General features: G+C 36.0%; 11 protein-coding genes. 4 read left to right on the top strand and 7 right to left on the bottom strand.

Annotated elements, in window-relative coordinates:
• The first annotated feature begins 27 nt into the window (after positions 1-27).
• From BXU10_RS11630 to BXU10_RS11645, 4 genes are all read left to right on the top strand, one after another.
• Positions 28-2,031, top strand: a complete 2,004-nt coding sequence (locus BXU10_RS11630) for a cytochrome c biogenesis protein CcdA (protein WP_078227469.1) — start codon at positions 28-30, stop codon at positions 2,029-2,031.
• Positions 2,032-2,053: 22 nt separating this feature from the next.
• Positions 2,054-3,541: an aminotransferase class V-fold PLP-dependent enzyme gene (locus BXU10_RS11635; RefSeq protein WP_189328083.1), complete on the top strand. Its 1,488-nt coding sequence runs from the start codon at positions 2,054-2,056 to the stop codon at positions 3,539-3,541.
• An 89-nt stretch (positions 3,542-3,630) separates the two neighbouring features.
• Positions 3,631-4,116 carry a GNAT family N-acetyltransferase gene (locus BXU10_RS11640; protein WP_078227471.1) on the top strand — a complete coding sequence of 162 codons (486 nt, stop codon included), beginning with the start codon at positions 3,631-3,633 and terminating at the stop codon, positions 4,114-4,116.
• Between the two features lie 276 nt (positions 4,117-4,392).
• Positions 4,393-5,037, top strand: a complete 645-nt coding sequence (locus BXU10_RS11645) for a hypothetical protein (RefSeq protein ID WP_078227472.1) — start codon at positions 4,393-4,395, stop codon at positions 5,035-5,037.
• Between the two features lie 129 nt (positions 5,038-5,166).
• Here the strand turns inward: BXU10_RS11645 and BXU10_RS11650 are convergent, their stop codons facing one another.
• From BXU10_RS11650 to BXU10_RS11680, 7 genes are all read right to left on the bottom strand, one after another.
• On the bottom strand, positions 5,167-5,577 hold the full coding sequence (locus BXU10_RS11650) for a hypothetical protein (RefSeq protein ID WP_078227473.1): 411 nt from the start codon (positions 5,575-5,577) through the stop codon (positions 5,167-5,169).
• 162 nt (positions 5,578-5,739) lie between these two features.
• Positions 5,740-7,482, bottom strand: coding sequence for a RagB/SusD family nutrient uptake outer membrane protein (locus tag BXU10_RS11655; protein WP_078227474.1), 1,743 nt, complete (start codon positions 7,480-7,482; stop codon positions 5,740-5,742).
• Positions 7,483-7,509: 27 nt separating this feature from the next.
• Complete coding sequence (locus BXU10_RS11660) at positions 7,510-10,695, bottom strand: SusC/RagA family TonB-linked outer membrane protein (RefSeq protein WP_078227475.1); 3,186 nt, start codon at positions 10,693-10,695, stop codon at positions 7,510-7,512.
• 18 nt (positions 10,696-10,713) lie between these two features.
• Positions 10,714-12,189: a fasciclin domain-containing protein gene (locus BXU10_RS11665; protein ID WP_078227476.1), complete on the bottom strand. Its 1,476-nt coding sequence runs from the start codon at positions 12,187-12,189 to the stop codon at positions 10,714-10,716.
• 52 nt (positions 12,190-12,241) lie between these two features.
• Positions 12,242-13,939 (bottom strand): fasciclin domain-containing protein, encoded by a 1,698-nt coding sequence (locus BXU10_RS11670; RefSeq protein WP_078227477.1) that lies wholly within the window; start codon positions 13,937-13,939, stop codon positions 12,242-12,244.
• A gap of 7 nt (positions 13,940-13,946) precedes the next feature.
• Complete coding sequence (locus BXU10_RS11675) at positions 13,947-15,461, bottom strand: RagB/SusD family nutrient uptake outer membrane protein (RefSeq protein ID WP_078227478.1); 1,515 nt, start codon at positions 15,459-15,461, stop codon at positions 13,947-13,949.
• An 11-nt stretch (positions 15,462-15,472) separates the two neighbouring features.
• Complete coding sequence (locus tag BXU10_RS11680; RefSeq protein ID WP_078227479.1) at positions 15,473-18,757, bottom strand: SusC/RagA family TonB-linked outer membrane protein; 3,285 nt, start codon at positions 18,755-18,757, stop codon at positions 15,473-15,475.

An 18,757-nucleotide genomic window follows, 5' to 3' on the forward strand; every position in this document is an offset into this window, starting at 1 on the left:
CTTTTTTTTAAATATCAAATCAAACAAATGAAAAATATCCTAATTGCATTATTGTTACTTCTTTCGGGAAGTATGTTTGCCCAAATGTACAATCCGGTAAAATGGAGTACTTCGGTTGAGAAAATCTCGGATAAAGAATATATTTTAAAAGCTCAGGCGATAATACAATCCGGCTGGCATTTGTACGGACAATATATCGAAGAAGGCGGGCCGTCGCCAACCGCTTTTACCTTTAAAAATGCACAAAAAAATTTCGAATTAATTGGTAAAACTACCGAAGATAAAGGCCATGAAACGGTCGATAAAATCTTCGATATGAAAATTAAATATTTTGAAGATAAAGCGGTTTTTACTCAAAAAATCAAATTTACTTCGGATGAAATTCTGAACGTTACAGCAGACGTTGATTTTATGGTTTGCGATGACAGTAATTGTTTGCCTCCGTCGTCAGAAGAATTATCGTTTAAAATCCCGAATTCAAAGAAATTGGCTGTAGCCAAAAATACTGCAGTTGTTAATAGTGATACGATTACAGTTGAAGAAAAAACAGCTGTTGTGACAGAAGATAAAACCGTAAAAGAGGTTATTAAACCAGCTAAAAAAAGTCAGTCAAGAGGTTTTTTAGGCATTTTTATTCTTGCTTTTTTATCAGGATTTGCGGCTTTACTGACACCTTGTGTTTTCCCGATGATTCCAATGACGGTAAGTTATTTTACCAAGCAAAGTAAAACGAAAGCAGCCGGAATTAGAAATGCTCTGATTTACGGATTTTCAATCGTAGTTATTTATGTTTTGTTGGGGTCGATTGTAACGGCTGTTTTTGGTGCCGATTCATTGAATGCACTTTCTACAAATGTTTGGTTCAACCTGATTTTCTTTGTTTTATTGGTTGTTTTTGCAATTTCATTTTTGGGTGCTTTCGAAATTATGCTTCCAAATGCATTAGCAAACAAGGTGGATTCTCAGGCAGACAGAGGAGGATTGATCGGGATTTTCTTTATGGCTTTGGCTTTAGCAATTGTGTCATTTTCGTGTACGGGGCCAATTGTAGGCACACTATTAGTTGAAGCAGCATCAAAAGGAGGAATTGCCCCGATTGTCGGGATGTTAGGATTCTCAATTGCCATTGCATTACCATTTTCATTGTTTGCTGCTTTCCCGGGCTGGCTGAATGCTTTGCCAAAATCAGGCGGATGGTTAAATACTGTAAAAGTGGTTTTAGGATTTTTAGAATTGGCTCTGGCTTTTAAATTTTTATCCAATGCCGATTTGGTTTTACAATTGCACTGGCTGGAAAGAGAAGTTTTTCTTGCCATCTGGATTGCTGTTTTTGGCGTTTTGGCATTTTACTTATTTGGAAAAATTACGCTGCCGCACGATTCTCCGTTAAATCATATTTCGGTAGGGAGATTAAGTCTTGGATTGATTGTTTTAACTTTTACTATTTACCTGATTCCGGGACTTTGGGGCGCACCTTTAAAACTCATCAGCGGATTTCCGCCGGCAGTGCATTACAGTGAATCTCCAAACGGTATTGGCGGTGGAAAGGCAGAAACAGCCAGCAAAGAAGCATTGCCTGAAGGCGCAGAATATGGTCCGCACAATATCATCACGTTTCATGATTATGACAATGGAATGAAATTCGCTAAAAAAGCAGGAAAACCGGTTTTGTTGGATTTTACAGGATATGCATGCGTAAACTGCCGAAAAATGGAAGAACTGGTTTGGTCTGATCCAAAAGTTTTAGGCGTTTTAAAAAATGATATTGTACTGATTTCATTGTATGTAGATGATAAAAAAGACTTACCGGAAAGTGAGCAGTATGTTTCTGAAACAACAGGAAAAAAAATCAAAACGATTGGTAATAAATGGAGTGATCTTCAAATTAAGACTTATAAAGCCAATGCACAGCCTTTTTATGTAATTGTAGATCATAATAGTGCTAATCTGACGGAACCTTCTGCGTACAATCCTGATATTACAGCATATTACAACTGGCTGCAGTCCGGAATCCGGAACTTTAAAAAGTAAATGCTTTTAAATAATAAATGAAATGGAAATTACTTTAAAAACAACCGAATTAGAACAGCATTTTTCTAAATTTAGAGGAAATATAATAGGAGTGAACCATACTTTCGAATCGGTTTACGGGAGACAAAAATTATATTATGCCGATTGGATTGCCAGCGGAAGATTGTACATCCCGATTGAGGATATTATGCTTAATAAAATAGGTCCGATGATTGCCAATACGCATTCTTTTTCAAGTGAAACCGGTAAGGCATCGACTTATGCTTATCAGTATGCAAGAGAATTGATTAAAAAACATGTGAATGCCAATGAATCCGATGTTTTGGTTACCACCGGAACCGGAATGACAGCAGCTTTAAATAAGTTACAGCGTATCATGGGATTGCGGTCTGCGGATAACATCTACAATGTAAAACTGAATTTTGATGATGAAAGACCGGTGGTTTTTATCACCCACATGGAGCATCATTCCAATCAGGTTCCGTGGTATGAAACCATTGCCGATGTGGTGATTCTGCCGGCAGGTGAAAACAATTTGGTTGATCCGAAAATACTCGCATCAGAACTTAAAAAATACGAAAACAGAGTTTTGAAAATCGGTTCTTTTACGGCCTGTTCCAACGTTACCGGAATTATCACTCCGTATCATGAACTGGCAAAAATCATGCATCAGCACGGAGGTTTATGTTTTGTCGATTTTGCAGCTTCGGCACCTTATGTCAAAATCGATATGCATCCAAAAGAGACTGAAGAGCAATTGGATGCGATTTTCTTTTCGCCTCATAAATTTTTAGGCGGACCCGGAACCTGTGGGGTTTTGGTTTTTAATGAGAAGCTATATAAAGCTAATTTTCCGGATAATCCGGGCGGAGGAAATGTAAAATACACGAATCCGTGGGGCGGCTATGATTACAGTGATGCAATAGAAGTAAAAGAAGATGGCGGAACTCCGGGGTTTCTGCAGGTGATGCGTACAGCTTTATGTCTGGAACTGAAAGAACAGATGGGCGTAAAGAAGATTCAAAAAAGAGAGAAAGAGTTGTTGGATCTCTGTTATTCGGAACTTCAAAAAGTGGATGGTTTATCCATTTTGGGCGATTTGAAAAGCGAACGAATTGGCTGTGTTTCTTTTACAATAGAAAACATCCATTACAATTTAATCGTCCGTCTTTTAAATGACCGTTTCGGAATCCAGGTTCGTGGTGGCTGGTCATGTGCCAGTACGTATGCACATTATTTGTTTGATTTAGGTGAGGAAAAGTCTAAAATGATGACCAATGAACTTCTTCAGAAAAACCTAATCAATAAGCCGGGCTGGGTGAGACTATCGCTCCATCCGACATTGAAAGACGAAGAGCTATTGTTTATTTGTAATGCCATTCAAAAAGTGGCGCTTTGTTATGAAGAGTGGCAAAAAGAGTATCAGTATAATCCGTCAACAAATGAATTTGAAAATCTTATGGCAGAAGAAACGATTGCAGAAGATGTGAGAGATTGGTTTGTTTTATAAATAGAACAGAAGCCTGCAAAATCATTTTGAATTTGCAGGCTTATTGTTTAAAACAGGACTTTGTTTAATTTTGCTAAAATTTTAAAACTATGATAACTTTTAGAAATGCTACTTTAAACGATCTTGATGTTATTACTGAAATTGAAAATATTTGTTTTCCGCCTAAAGAGGCAGCATCAAAAGAATCATTTACAAAAAGAATTCAAATCTATCCAGAGCATTTTTGGCTTCTGGAAGCTGAGGGAAAGTTAATTGGCTTTGTAAACGGAATGGTTACGAATCAAAATACCATAAGTGATACATTGTTTAGAGAAGCCTCATTACACGATAAAAATGGTAAATGGCAAAGTGTTTTTGGGATTGCTGTGGCACCAGAATATCGCAATCAGGGTTATGCTGGCCAGCTCATGAACCATTTGATTATGCAGGCTAAAAAGGAAAGGCGTAACGGGGTTATCCTGACTTGTAAATCACATTTAATCCAATATTATCAACGTTTTGGATTTGCTGATTTTGGAGTTTCCCAATCTGTTCATGGCGGAGAAGTTTGGCACGATATGTCATTGATTTTTTAGAATGCATTCTAATAAAAGTAGCTCCAGAGTCAAATTGATTTTGGAGTTTTTTTTATACGAGTTTTAGATTATACAATTTTCATAAAAGTCTTCCCAATCCTTGTATTTCTTCATATTGTAAATGAAATTAAAATTTCCGTGTACCAGCACGGTTCAGGATGGTTATTTTATTTTAATCGAATAAGTTTGTGACGACAAATGTTATAAAGAGTTCTTTTTAGCAAATTTTATTTACATATTGTCAATACTATTTTATTAATACTAAAACGATTAATTATGAATGAGGTCACGATTGATTGTGTTGTTTTCGGTTATGATAACGGAAGCCTTAAGGTGCTCTTATCTAAGGGGAATAAAGGAGTAGGGACAAAATGGGGGCTTATATCCGGAATTGCTAAGGATGCTAAAAAAGCAGATGAGACTGCCCTGGATTTACTGAATGAATTTGGTAATTTTGAAAATGTGTTCCTGAAACAGCTGACAGAGGGAGCCGGTACAAATTCTCAAACTTTAAGATATTACACGGTTATTAATATTGAAGATTATCGGGTGAAATTTGGTGTAGTTGATTTATACCAAAGATGGTTTATGATTACAGATGTACCTGATTTAATTCAGGATCACAATTTAATTTTAGATTATAGTTTGTATCAGTTAGAAAAATGTGTTCGTGAGTCTCCTGTTGATTTTAATCTTCTGCCGGAGAAATTTACGATATCAGAATTAATGAATCTTTATAAGGGAATTTTGGGCATAGAAACGGATAAGGATAGTTTTAGCAGAAATTTTTTAAAGCAGAAAGTAGTAGTCCCTTTGAAAGAAAAAAAAGAAAATGTTTCTGAAAAAGGAGATAAACTGTATAAATTTAATGCTGCTTTTTTCAACAAATGTGCTTCAAAGGATTTTGTTTTGGATTTTTAAATGATAGTAAAATAAATATAAAACTTTCTTTTTTGTAAAATTCCACAGGAAAGTGTTGAAAAAATATTATTAAAAGCGGGTGTAAAACCTTTTAAAGGATACAACCGCTTTTTTTGTTAATATGAGTTTTTATGAGTTATTTGGGATAGTGGATAATTGTATTGTATAATCATCATCATAAGCAGTCCATGACCAGGATTCTGAATAAATATAAGGGTCTATGAAATTGCCATTCGCATCATAACAGCTGGCAATCCAACCAGGAACTAAGAGTGTTTCAGTGGCAGCACAAAGTAATGGTGCACCACTGGTAGTCGCTTCATATTCAATTGTTGAATAATTGTCAACCTGTATGATCCCGCTCTGTGAAGAAGCATATTGTGCCTGCTGTACATTTACAACAACAACACCGTCTATTTTAATTTTTAAGGTAGCTTCACCATCGGGTGTATGTACTGACCAGCGTAAAACACTCTGAGCAGATAGGGTACTAAATACACCACATAATAATAACATCAATAAAACAGTATTCTTTTTCATAAAAATGGTTTTTAAATTAGATAAAAATTAAACTACTAAATACAATACTTTATTTGATATAAAAAGGTTTAATCTTTTTATTATTAAAGCTTAAAGCTTTATTTTTTGTATAAAAAAGGCTTATAAATATTTCAATATCTATAAGCCTCTCTAAAAATAGTTTTACCAATTAAATGGCAAATACCAATTGTTAACGTTCATCAGTTTAGAACGTACTTCGTCTGCTTTACTGTTTCCTTCACTGTTCAGTTTTTGGTATACTTTTTCAGCTAAAAACGATGGATCATTTCGGCGTAAAGCTACACGAACCAAATCTTCCCAACGGTTTCCTTCGTAAGCTAATTCTAATGCGTCTTCCTGAATAATATTGTTTTCGGTCGTAATTACATCATCTCCAACTGCTCCGACAAATTTCATGAAAGCACGGCCACGAATTCCATCATTACGATGCCAGTTTGCTCTATAAAATGGATAATCCCCCATACGGGCATCGAAATCATATGGGAATGGCAATTTGGTTTGCTGTACATCAGTAACATCTGTAGGTGCAGGACTTGGAGTATAAGCTCTTCTTATACCATTGTTTAAAATGGCATACGCTACTTTTTGCTGGTTATCTCTGTTGGCAGCTTCTGCATAACGCAGATGTAATTTAGCTGCACGGTATAAAAACCATTGCCCTTTTGTATTAGCAATTCCGGTTGTAGCTACTGCTTCACTGCTGTAAAGGTATTTCATAATTACGGGATCGCCATTTATAATATTATAGGTAAATTTTGGTCCACGTGCATCGTAAGGGATATCATTACTTTGTTTCTGATTGTCCCATAGAGCAATAGCTGTGTTGGATGGTTTGACTAGATAATCGCCATTTTTGCTCGAAAATAAAGCGATAAATGGGTTTTTAGGAGCAAAATTATTTTCGAAAGGCAAAGACCAAATCCATTCTGTGTTCCATAATGCATCTCTGTCCCTGGCAAAAATGGATCTCCAGCCTTGTGTATTGCTATTAATTAAGGTTGTAGCGTCTTGTTCAGAATATCTTAAATAACCAACCGCTAAATCGTCATGCGTTGTAACCTCTGCAAATTTTACCCTGTAAGTATTATATAGTTCTGTATCTGTACCTCCTTTAGTTCCGGTTTCCATAACATTTTTGTAATGTATAGCAGCAGCATTGTAATTTCCTTTCCAAAGATGTAAATCACCCAGCAAACATTCTTTGTTGATAAAGAATTTAGCTGTATTGTAGCCGTCAATGGTAATTACCAAAGAACTTCCTGAAGCATATAAATCCTTATAAGGCAAATTTTCGGTAAATAAAATCAATTGATCTAATAATTGATTAAATGGTATGCGGGGATATTTAGAAATGTTTTTTGCATCTTCTATTGTTTCAATAGGTTCTGTGATGTAAGGAATGTTTCCATAGTGAATTCCTAACTGAAGATAAACCCAGCTGCGAATTGCTCCCACATCAGAGTAACGCTGGTCATACTGTTCCTGAGTAAAACGCTTTTTTTCGAGCATCATATCGAAATTTTTAAGCACATTATTACAGTTTTGAATCACCACAAAAAAATCTTTAGGATTGGCATACGGGTTGTCAGCTGAAACATTATGTTCTGAAATTTCTTTAAGGTATGGACTTGAATTTCTGGTTGTTGTCATCAGGTCAGCACGCATTTCATTCAAAATAACGTTTTTCTCTGCAAGTGCCATAAATTTTCCGTAAACCCCCATTACAGCGGCATCAGCATCATATATATTACGATACATTTGCTCTTCAATAAGCTTGTCTTCAGGCTGCACATCCAGATAGTCAGAGCAGGAATTCAGGCTAAATGTTAGAGCCAGTATCCCTAATAGAATGCTTTTTTTTGTTTTTATACTAATTGTCATCATCTGTATTCTTATCTAAGTGTAAAATAATTAAAGGCCTAAACGTAATCCTAATTGAAAACTTGTAAACTGAGGTGCTAATCCGATATCTGCACCCTGCCCAAATATAGATGAGGTCGCACTGAATTCTGGATCATAGCCCAGATAATCTGTCAGTGTAAACAAGTTATTGGCAGTAGCATAAATTTTTATGGCTTTTATATAATTCATTTTTTCGACATTAAAATCATAACCCAATACTAAAGTTTTTAACCTTAAGTAAGAACCGTCTTCGATCCATCGGTCAGAAAAACTGGCATTTCCCATAGGATCTCCCCATGTAGCTTTTGGTATATCAGTTTGTTGTCCCTCGGCTCTCCAGCGGTTTGCTATAGCAGTACTTTGGTTTTCGTATCCACTCATCTTTTCAAGGTTGTAGCGTACCCCATTATAAAGGTCGTTTCCTACTGAAAAAGTAAATAGTCCCTGTAGGCTGAAGCGTTTATAGGTAAAATTAGTTGTAATGCTTCCTGTTAAATCCGGGTTTGGATTACCAATTATCATACGGTCTTTATCATCAATTACTTTATCACCGTTTGTGTCTGTAAACCGCATATCTCCACCGGCAAAAGGAACTAATTGACCATTACTTAAACGTTTTGAAAATCCGTCAGCGTTGGCATCTGCAGTAGTAGAATATACACCATTAGTTTTTAAACCATAAAATAAATTAGCATCATTTCCTACGGAGGTGATATATGTCGCTCCACCGAACTGAGTTAGGATATCACCATTTGGAAGGGTTTGTACCTTATTTTTATATGTGGCTAAATTCAGTCCAAAATCAAAAGTAAAATCTGGTGAGCTTATTACACGGCTATTCAAAGATAATTCTGCCCCTAAAGTTTTCATTTGACCACTGTTTGAAACTACATAATCAAAACCGGTTACATTGCTAACAGATTCATAAACAATCATGTCCTCTGTTTTCTTTCTGTAAAAATCCATAGAAACGTTAATACGTTCATTAAACAAACCTAAGTCAGCACCAACATTAAATTTTTTGACGGTTTCCCACTGCAGGTGTGGATTTCCAATGTTACCACTTACCAAGCCTTGTACGCCCAATAAGTTTTGTGAAACATAATATTTTTGAGCTGTAAAATTTCCGATATCGTCATTTCCGCCTTCACTGATGGTTCCTCTTAATTTTAAATAATCAATGGCTTTTGAATTTTTCATGAAATTTTCAGCAGAAACCATCCATGCTCCTGTTATAGCTGTCATAAGAGAGAACTTATTATTCCCGTTCTCTTTATCTCCAAAACGGCTTGAACCATCAACAGCATAACTGGTTGTCAGGAAGTATTTATTATGGTAATTGTAATTTGCACTGGCATATATGTTTAGCCAATTCCATTCTCCTAAAGCTCCTCCAACCTGGCGCAATAGGTTAGATCCGGCTCCTACGCTTGTAAAATCATCAGTAGCAGAATTGTATCCCAAACCTAAATCACTTTCAGAATGATTACTTTGTGTTCTAAAACCAAAACGAACATCTACTTGCTGATCATCCTTAAATTTCTTAAAGTAATTGGCGTAAGTATCAGTATAAATGCTGTTTAAAATTTGTACCTCACTACCGGAACGGTTTTTAGCTATTGCAGTAGGGAGAATAACATCGGCTACTCCTTTGTCCGGAATAAAGAAAATTTCGCGCTCTTTGTTGTAAGTAAGTCCAAAAAGGGTATTTACATTCCATGCATTATTAATTGTATATTTAAAATTCAGGTTTCCAAAGAAACGATAGTTTTTATTGGTTCCAATTCCGTCATTTAGTATAGCTCTTGGATTGCTGACATTAAAATCATCCGTATCTGCCAGGTTTGGAGAAACATTTCCGGCATCATCTATAGCATTGGCTGCTAAAAAAGGTGCTTTTGTAAGACCCAGATAAATTGGACTAGTTTTGTAAGCAAATCCCTGATCTCTCTGTTCCTGAAGATTATTGATAAAAGACATGTTGGCATCTACATAAAGCTTTTCAGTTAAACGCAAAGCTGCATTTAAACGGGTACTGTAACGTTTTGATTCGGTGTTTTCAACAATTCCCTGATTATTAAGATATCCCACAGACAAACCATATTTTGCAATATCATCCCCTCCACGCACTTTAAGGAAATAGTTTTGGCTAACACTCGACTTGAAAATTTTATCCTGCCAGTTGGTTTCATTATGATATTTGTAATATCCCGGAAGCAGAGGATTGTCATTCATATACGGAAGAGCCGCAATTTGATCCTGAGAAAGTCCGCGAGTAGCTTCTAACTGCGAAATATGTGTACGGTAGGCATCTGCACCCATAACCGGTAATTGGTCAGGGGTCTGATTAGCACTCCCATACATGGTAAAGTCAATTTTTGTAGTCAGTTCAGTCGGACGAGTGGTATTGATAATAAGGACACCATTCGCTCCTTTGGCTCCATACAGCGCACTGTCATCTTTAAGGACAGTGATGTTTTCAATGTCTTTTACATCAATATTATCCAAAGGAGAGGAAGAATTGTTTTGTATAATTCCTGAACCATAATCTTCATCGTCATAAATCATTCCGTCAACAATAATCAACGGTTTATTTGTTCCATACAAAGAAGTAAAACCGCGAAGGTTTAAATAAGCACCTGATCCCGGAACTCCGGATCTTCTAATACTGTTAAGCCCGGCTACTCTTCCCTGAAGAAAATCGCCAACAGATTCTTTAATGGGACTGGACCATTGATTGGTTTTAAAATTAACCACATTTACCGCTTTGGTGCTTCCGTACTGGAATTCAGTTCCGGTAGGTAAATTGGCTATTTGGTAAATAGGAGAATAATACGCTTCGTACAAAAATATTTCTAAATCTGAATTTCTGTTTTTAAGAGGAAAGACTTTGGTTTGAAATTCCTGTCCGCTTATAGTCAACAGCGCTTGTAAATCAGGTACATTGATTTCAAAACTACCGTCATCATTGGTAATGGCTGCAGAAAAGTCTTTAACTACTACATTTATCCCTGATAAACCTGCTTTAGTTTTGGCATCTTTAACAATACCTTTTACTATTATTCCCTTTTTTATTTTAGGAGCAGTTACAGTAGTTGCAGTTGAATCCTGAACGTTTTGAGCATATAGGGATACACTAAGGCTTCCGGCAAAGAAGATGCTTATTGCACAGGTTAGTTGTAAATTTTTTAACATATCTATTTTTATAAAATATTATTTAACGACAGGAACAAATTTTAAATAATCAAGGATCATGGTGTTATTACCTACTGTAGTTGTATTGGCTCCAAAAAGAGTAATCTTGTCTATGTCCTGAGCGTTTGTTAAGGTGAATTCTCCTAAATATACATCAGTGTAAACTCCAATTTCAACATTTTTAAAACCAAAATCTTTGAAAGCTTCATTAAAATAAATCACATTATCCCTTATGACAGTTCCTAAAACTAATCTTTGCTGAAAAACAGTAGCCGTTGAACTGTAGTTATTAATATTAACAGCTCTCCAGTAGACTTTGTAAGTAGTACTAAATAAATCAGTTGCTTTATAATTCAATTGAAAGTATGTGGCTCCCGAATTGTATACCATAACATCTTTGAAAAAAATGTTGTTGAGATCCTTTTGTTCACGATAAAAAATCTTGCTGCGTAGGTTAGATGGGGAGAAAGAAGTATTATCTTCTCCTTCTACTTTAGTGGTAACTAAGCGATCAGTCAACGGAACATCTACTTTTTTCATGCGGTAAACGATCCCGTTACTCAAAACAACAGGTTCTCCCACAATTTGGGTTTTGTCTATCTCTACTTTCACTCCAAAACGGGTAGTTAAAGTTAATTTGTCTGGTAATTCATTTGGCATATACGCTTTAGGAAAAACCATATCCCTCACCGTGAAATAGCTGGAATATGTTGTGGTAGAATCTGCAGTAGATTTATTTAGATACGGCCTGAGTTTATCTACTTCAGCATTATAACCTTCATCTTCAATTAAAAATAGTGTGTAAGAGTTCTTTTCGTTGTTTACATTGTATACATTTTTTAAAAAAGAATTACTTAAGGAATCTGCAAGCACCCCAGGTACAGCATTTTCTTTTGCAGTAATGTCAGAATCGTAAATGTTTAATTCATTTAGGCTTACCAGATAATTACTCATTGAAGAAGAAGCTGTTTGCGAATTGATGTATTCCCAAATATTCTTTTTTGGTGCAAGTGAACGGTTGATAATATGAAAAACACCATTTGCAGCATATTTATCGGCGGTAACAATAGTGGCATCACCAATTGTTGCATTACCTTTAAATAACAAATATTTAGGGCCAAGCATTTTGATTTTCTCAGAGGCATCTTTCCTTACAGAGGAATAGGCTGATAGTGCAATGTGATTTTGTACAAAAGCAACAACTTTTTCAGGAGTATTTAATAATGAGGCGTCAACCTGAGCCATAGCTTCATTTGTAGGAGCAAAAACGGTATAAGTTTTTGAAGCCGATAAAATTTTGTCATAGCCTGATTGTGCTAACAATTCTGAAAATTTTGATGTTTCAGCTGTATTGGCGATGGCTTCATTCAGCGTAATATTCAGGTTGTCGTCTCCATTATTCTCACGATCCGACCAGGGATCAGAGCACGAAAATAAAGCTAATGTCAGAATACTAACAAAAAGTTTTTTATTAATTAGTTTTAATAGGGTCATTTTTTGGATGATTAAATTTTTGATTAGGATGCTTTTGTTTCGGCTGATTGTGTTATGGTAGCGGAGCAAAACCTTCTCCACCAGATTGAAGCCTAGGATACAGCTGATCCATGTTTATTGGACGGAATTCTACCACATCCATCCAGGCGGTATCACCAGGATTCGAAAGTGATTCAAAGGTTATAGTATGTCTTCCTGTGGTTTGTACATCGATAACACCGCAAAGCCTGCTGTTAAACCTATTGGTAAATGGTTCAATATGACTTTTATAACCTTGTGATTCCAATACTCTTTCATCAATATTATTAACGCCCTGTTCCTGAAAGTTAATCAGCCTAGGCAATGCAACGCCGTCAAAATAAGCTCTGACAGTTGGGTTTTTTTGAGATTTCCATCTATACGATACCCAAACTTTATATTTACCTTTTATAATTACCGGTGTTTTAAAAGCAATGTTTTGAGTATTACCATTTCTAAAACGGAAGATCTCGATTACATCCCCTTTCCACGCACGGTCCTGATAACTGGAACTTCCTTTAGCCGCACAGACATAAGTAAGGGCATCAACACCATCCCATGTTACTTCAGTAAATAGTGATTTGGCAAGAGCTACATAATTACCGGGTTTTCTAAAAATGGCACTTAATTTTCTGAACTCAGGCTGATCTCCTAAATCAAAATAAACTGGGGCCGGATTTCTCTTTTTGATAAAGAAATTTTGCTCAACACTATGAACTACTCCATTAGAAGTGGTAATATCACTTGACGGGCGGTTTACAGGAATTCCTTTTTCTAAAACACCATTAAAAGTTTCTTCATTTAATAAGATTTTGCCAGTAGCCAGTTTTACGCTAATTACTTCCAGTGGTGCTTTGGTTTCCAATGATGGGGAAACAGCTAAATCAGCTAAATATTGAAGTTTTGGTAAAACACGGTAACTTACAAAAAGATTCAGACTGTCTTCAGGATTTAACGGATCATTTAGATGACTGTATTTTGCTTTTAAATCGGCTAGACTATTGATACCTGCCGCTTTGAATACCTCATTTGTTTCAGTTAATACTGTTAAATGTCCGGAGAGTGTAGTTTTTCCATCAACAGTTGTTGAAGTTAACGGCTGATTTAGTTTTTCAAACCATCCTGTTGCCTTTAAAGCTTCCGTAAATAACGAAAGTGATTGGTCTGCTTCAATCGTCTGTGCTAAAGTTTTATCAGCAACACGCAATACTTTATCTATTATATGTATTATCCCGTTTCCTACTTTTATATTTGAAGCGGTAATTTTGGCTGTTTTATTAATAGTTACACTGGAAGCCCCATCAATATTCGCAGCTCCGGTAATAATATATTGTCCTTGTTGGCTAGGGGTTGCAATTTTTCCATCAGTAAATGCTGTAGTGCCTACTTCCTGGTCAAGAATATGCAGTTTTACAAGTTCTTGCAAATTTAATAATGGTACATCTTTTACAGATGCCACCCCAATATCGGCTAAATAGTTTTTTACCGCATTGTTGTTTGGCAGGAATAAAGTGTAAGTACCGTAGGTATTCATAAATGAAGAATAATTAGTAATTTCTAACATTTCCAGAAACATGGAATAGTCATCATTTTGTCTTAAAAAATCAGTAATGTTTACTGTTTCATCAGTTCGTTCATTGATTTTTTCAGAAGTACAGTTAAGAAATGCCAGGGTTAAAAAAACCACTAAAGTAAGTCTCATCAATTTTAGGAATGCAGCGTATCTTTTCATGACTTAATTATTTATAAAATGGATTTTGAACAAGTGCTTTATTAGTATATAATTCGTATTCATTAATAGGCAAATAATGACTATTTGGATCCTCAAGTTTAGCTATAATAGATTGCTGCTGATCTGCCGGAGCGCTAATCAGTGCCATACTAATCAATAAATCTAAGCGCTCATAATTATTTCTTCGGGCATTTCGCAGAACATCAAACCATCTCTTTCCTTCATAAGCAAATTCGCGGGCTCGCTCTGCTAAAATATAATCAGTCATTTCTGATTTGCTTGTAGTAGTCACGGTTTGTGAAGTTGAACTGATGGCTTTGCGTTTGGTACGGATATCATCGATAATAATAAGGGCTTTATCTCCTTCACCTAATTGCGTTAAAGCTTCTGCTTTTAAAAGTAAAACATCTGAATATCTGTATACAAACCAATGTGTGTCAGATTCTTGTGAAGTTTTAAAATCATTGTTGTTAAGTCCGGTGTACTTATAGATAAAATTAAGTCCGGGAACCAAAGCGCATCTTTCACCTCTTACATCCCTGTTCAACGGATTGTTAAAGTCAATACCAAATACATCCTCTATCACATGTGGAGCTGCCAGGAATTCCGGTCTTTGAAAAAACATGTCGTAAAACGGATTAAGGTTTTGTTTCGTGTATTGAAACTCAAAAATGCTCTCAGTGGTATTTCCAACAGCAAATACATTGTTGAACCAGCTATTGGAAGCAGGAATTAATTCAAATTTACCTGAATCAGTCACTTTAGTAGCTGCAGCCAGAGCTTCGGCATATTTATCCATCCAAAGATAAACATCAGCCTGCATAGCATTAATTGTATAAACTGTAATTCTTCCTTTATTAGAAGCGGTATTTCCATAATCAACAACGGCATACTCTTCAGCTAAAATAAGATCTTTGATAACTTGTGCAAAAATTTCATTTTGTGGTGTTTTTGCTATTTGAAAATTATCCTTGTCAGAAAGTGTTGCAGTCAGTTTAAGAGGTACATCCTTAAAAGTACGGGCCAGGGTAAAATACATATAGGCTCTGATGGCTAAAGCCTCAGAAAGAAAATTGTTCAATTGTGTTTGTGTCAAAGTTGGATCACTATTTCTTACAGCAGGGGCGAGTTCAATAACAGTGTTACAGTAATTGATAACACGGTAAAATGCGGCCCAGCTTGTCAAATCGTTCGATGACAGGATATTTGAAGTTGTAATATCTCTTTGTTCTTCTGTAATATTTCCTCCCGGAGTTATCATATCGGCTCTGATTTCTCCATACATAAACAAGTATTCACTGATATTATAATCGGTTCCCCCTGTTGGAATTTGCGCTCCAGGAGGTCTTTTTAATAATGAAGAATAGATTCCTATAACGGCAGCCTGGATGTCTTCTTTAGTTTTCCAGAATTCCTCACGTACGATTCCGTCTTCAGGTTTTAAATCTAAATAGTTGTCACATGATGTTGCAGTAACAAAAATTAGAAGAAAGGCTATTGTGGATTTTATAGTAGTTCGCATAATTTTTTTATTTAGAAACGTGTTGTTATACCTAATGAGAAACGGCTTGTAGGAGGAGTTCTGGAGTTGTCAATAGCAATTCCGAATGGATCTCCGGCTTTCATACTCACTTCAGGATCCTGACCCCTGTAGTTCGTCCAGGTATATAAATTGTCTGCAGTTACATAAGTTCTTATTTCATCCATTCTTAAACTTTTTAATAGTTTCTTTCCAAAAGAATAACTAAAAGTAACAGAGCGCAGTCGAAGGAAAGAAGCATCTTCCACATATCGGTCAGATCCTAACCAGTTATACCCTGCTCCGTAAATTGCTCTTGGCATTTCGGTTACATCACCAGGATTACGCCATCTCGATAATGTTGCTGTACTTTGATTACCCCATCCATACATGTTGGTTGTGGTCATATCCGTTCCGTTTACAATATCATAATTCATACGAAAGTTAAAGAACAGTAATAATTTGAACTGGTTGTTAAAAATTATATTAGGGCCAAATCCACCTGTAAATTTAGGGTTACTGTTTCCTAAATATACCACATCACGACTGTCTATGTTACCATCTTTATTGATGTCCTCATAAATAGCATCACCAGGTTGAAAAGTATAGTCGGTATTTGGATAATTAAAACGCATATACACCGTTTGTCCATTTGGACCTGTAATTACATTTCCATTTGCATCTCTTGCCAGAGTTGCTTCCTTGTCAGTATAAACTCCTTTGAATTTATATCCGTAGAATGATCCAAAAGGGCTGTCTTTTTGAAGAAAACGTTTGTATTCTCCATTACGATCCGTATTTCCACTTTCATTAGGGAAATATGGAGAAATTTCACGAATCATATTTTCATTGCTGGCAATGTTAAAATTGAATTCTACTTTCCACTTACCAGATTTAATTGGTGTAGTAAAAAGACCTAATTCCCATCCCTGGTTGTCCATAGTCCCAACATTCTGATCCATTTTGCTGTATCCAGAAACGGTGGTGATATCAAGATCCAGGAAAATCATGTCTTTTGTGGTGTTTCTGTAAAATTCTGCATCCAGTGTAACACGCTTATTAAACATTTGAAGATTGAATCCTAAATTTTTTCCAATCAGGGTTTCCCAACGAAAATTACTCAGTTGAATATTTTGAGGATATACGCCGTTAAGTCCTAAGTATTCTGTGCTGTAATTTCCATACACATTGAAATAAAGGTAATCATACCTAGGAGCTTTTCCTGATTGTCCATAACTAAGTCTTAAACTAAGGTCATCAATCCAACTGACATTTTTCATAAAAGATTCTCCTGAAATTCTCCAACGCGCAGATGCCGAAGGAAATAAGCCGTATCTGTTTTCCTGACCAAATCTTGAATTACCATCTGCACGTAAACCTACGTTTAGAATATAACGGTCTAATAAACCATATTGCGCATTCAATAAACTACCAACAGTTCTTGTCTGGCTATTACTGGTATATAAATTTAATTCTGAATTTTGTGTTCTTGACGGATTGGATGGATCTGTAAGTAAAGATGATGCTGTGTTCGAGGTAATTACCTGATGTGACTCGTAACGGGAATCATTCGATTGTAAAGATAAAAGTACCGATAAATTTTGTTTTTCACCAAGATCAGGGGTGTAAATGAAATTGGTTTTGGTCGTTATATTAGCCATATCAACATCCACATCAGAAGCTCTGTTAACTACTGTTTCTGTAATTGGACGTCCTGTAGCATTTTGAGGCAGAAAAGATTTCGCTTTTGTACTGTTAAAATCAAATTGTAGATCAAATGTTGAGATTAATTTTTTTGGTATAATATCAACATTGATGTTAAAATGGGGTACTACTCTGTCACTTACCTGATTGTTAGTAGCAAATTCCGCCATAGCAACAGGATTATAAGTGCTTGGGTATCCTCCCTGAACGTTTTGGGCCGGAGAGAAATAGTTAGGAGTAAGAACTCCGGATTGATCATATTCAAAAATTCCCATGTTTGGCATTTTTCCGTAGGAAACACTTCTAAGTAAATCCTTGTCAGTACCCGAAAAATTATTGACATAATTACGGTCTGTACTGGAATGTGTATACGCTATATCAGTTTTAAAACGAATACGGTCTGAAACTACATAATCTAAATTTAAACGAGTACTGATTCGTTCAAAGCCAGTACCTATAGTTACTCCTTTAGAGTTGTAATACCCTACTGAGCTGAAATATCTTGCTCTTTGTCCACCGCCTTGTAAAGAAAGGTTGTGATCGTGTATAAGACCAATTTGAGATATTGCTTTTGTCCAGTCGGTATTGTTACTATAGTTTTTGTAATAATAAACCTCCTGAGGGTCGTATTGAAATTCTTTAATATTTTGTGTGTTTAAAGGCACACCGTTTCGGTTCATGAATTCTTCCGGAATCAATTGTGAGTATTGATCTCCGTTTAACATCGGAATTGCATCAGGAACTTTTGAACGAGTACCTACAAAAGTGTAGCTAATTTTTGGAGCACTGATTCCACCACGCTTCGTATTGATGATAATAACACCACCTGCTGCGCGTGACCCCCATAAAGCAGTTGCTGCTGCATCCTTATCGATGGTGATGGTATCAATATCCGAAGGAGCAATATTTAGTAATGCTGCATAACCATCATCATCAGCAGTACCAAAGTTAAAATCTGCCGGGATAGAGGTTTCATAAGGCATTCCGTCAACAACGATTAAAGGGCTTGAAGATCCTGAAATTGAAGAAGCTCCCCTGATTTTAATCTGCATTCCTGCACCAGGGTCACCACTTGATGAAATAATATCCACACCTGCAATACGTCCTTGTAATTGCTCATCAATAGAAGCAGCCTGAGAGTTAGCTATATCTGCTGCTTTAATAGTAACAGAGCTGGTTGTTTTATTTCTATCGGCAATGTTAAGTAGTCCGGTTTCTACCTTTTTTTGTCCTGTAACTACAACGTTGTCCAAAGAAGTTATAGTAGAAACTAAAGCAATTTTTATTGTGGTTTTGCCGTTAACAGAAACCACTTTCGATTTATATCCAATAGTTGAAATTAATAATTTATTATTTGGGTTTTTTAGATGTATTGCAAAATTTCCGTCTATGTCAGATAAAACACCTCCAACGGTACGATTTTCTGAGTCCTGTTCAACGATAGTAGCTGAAGGAATTGGTAAATTATCACTTGAGTCGACAATCTGACCACGCACTAAGGCATTTTTAGAATCCTGAGCCAATGACGGCAGTGCTGCCAGAATAATCAAAGCAAATGAAAAACGGTAAAGTAAATTGGTTAGATTTTGTTTCAT

The sequence above is a fragment of the Flavobacterium sp. LM4 genome, assembly GCF_002017935.1.
Classification (GTDB): Bacteria; Bacteroidota; Bacteroidia; order Flavobacteriales; family Flavobacteriaceae; genus Flavobacterium; species Flavobacterium chungangense.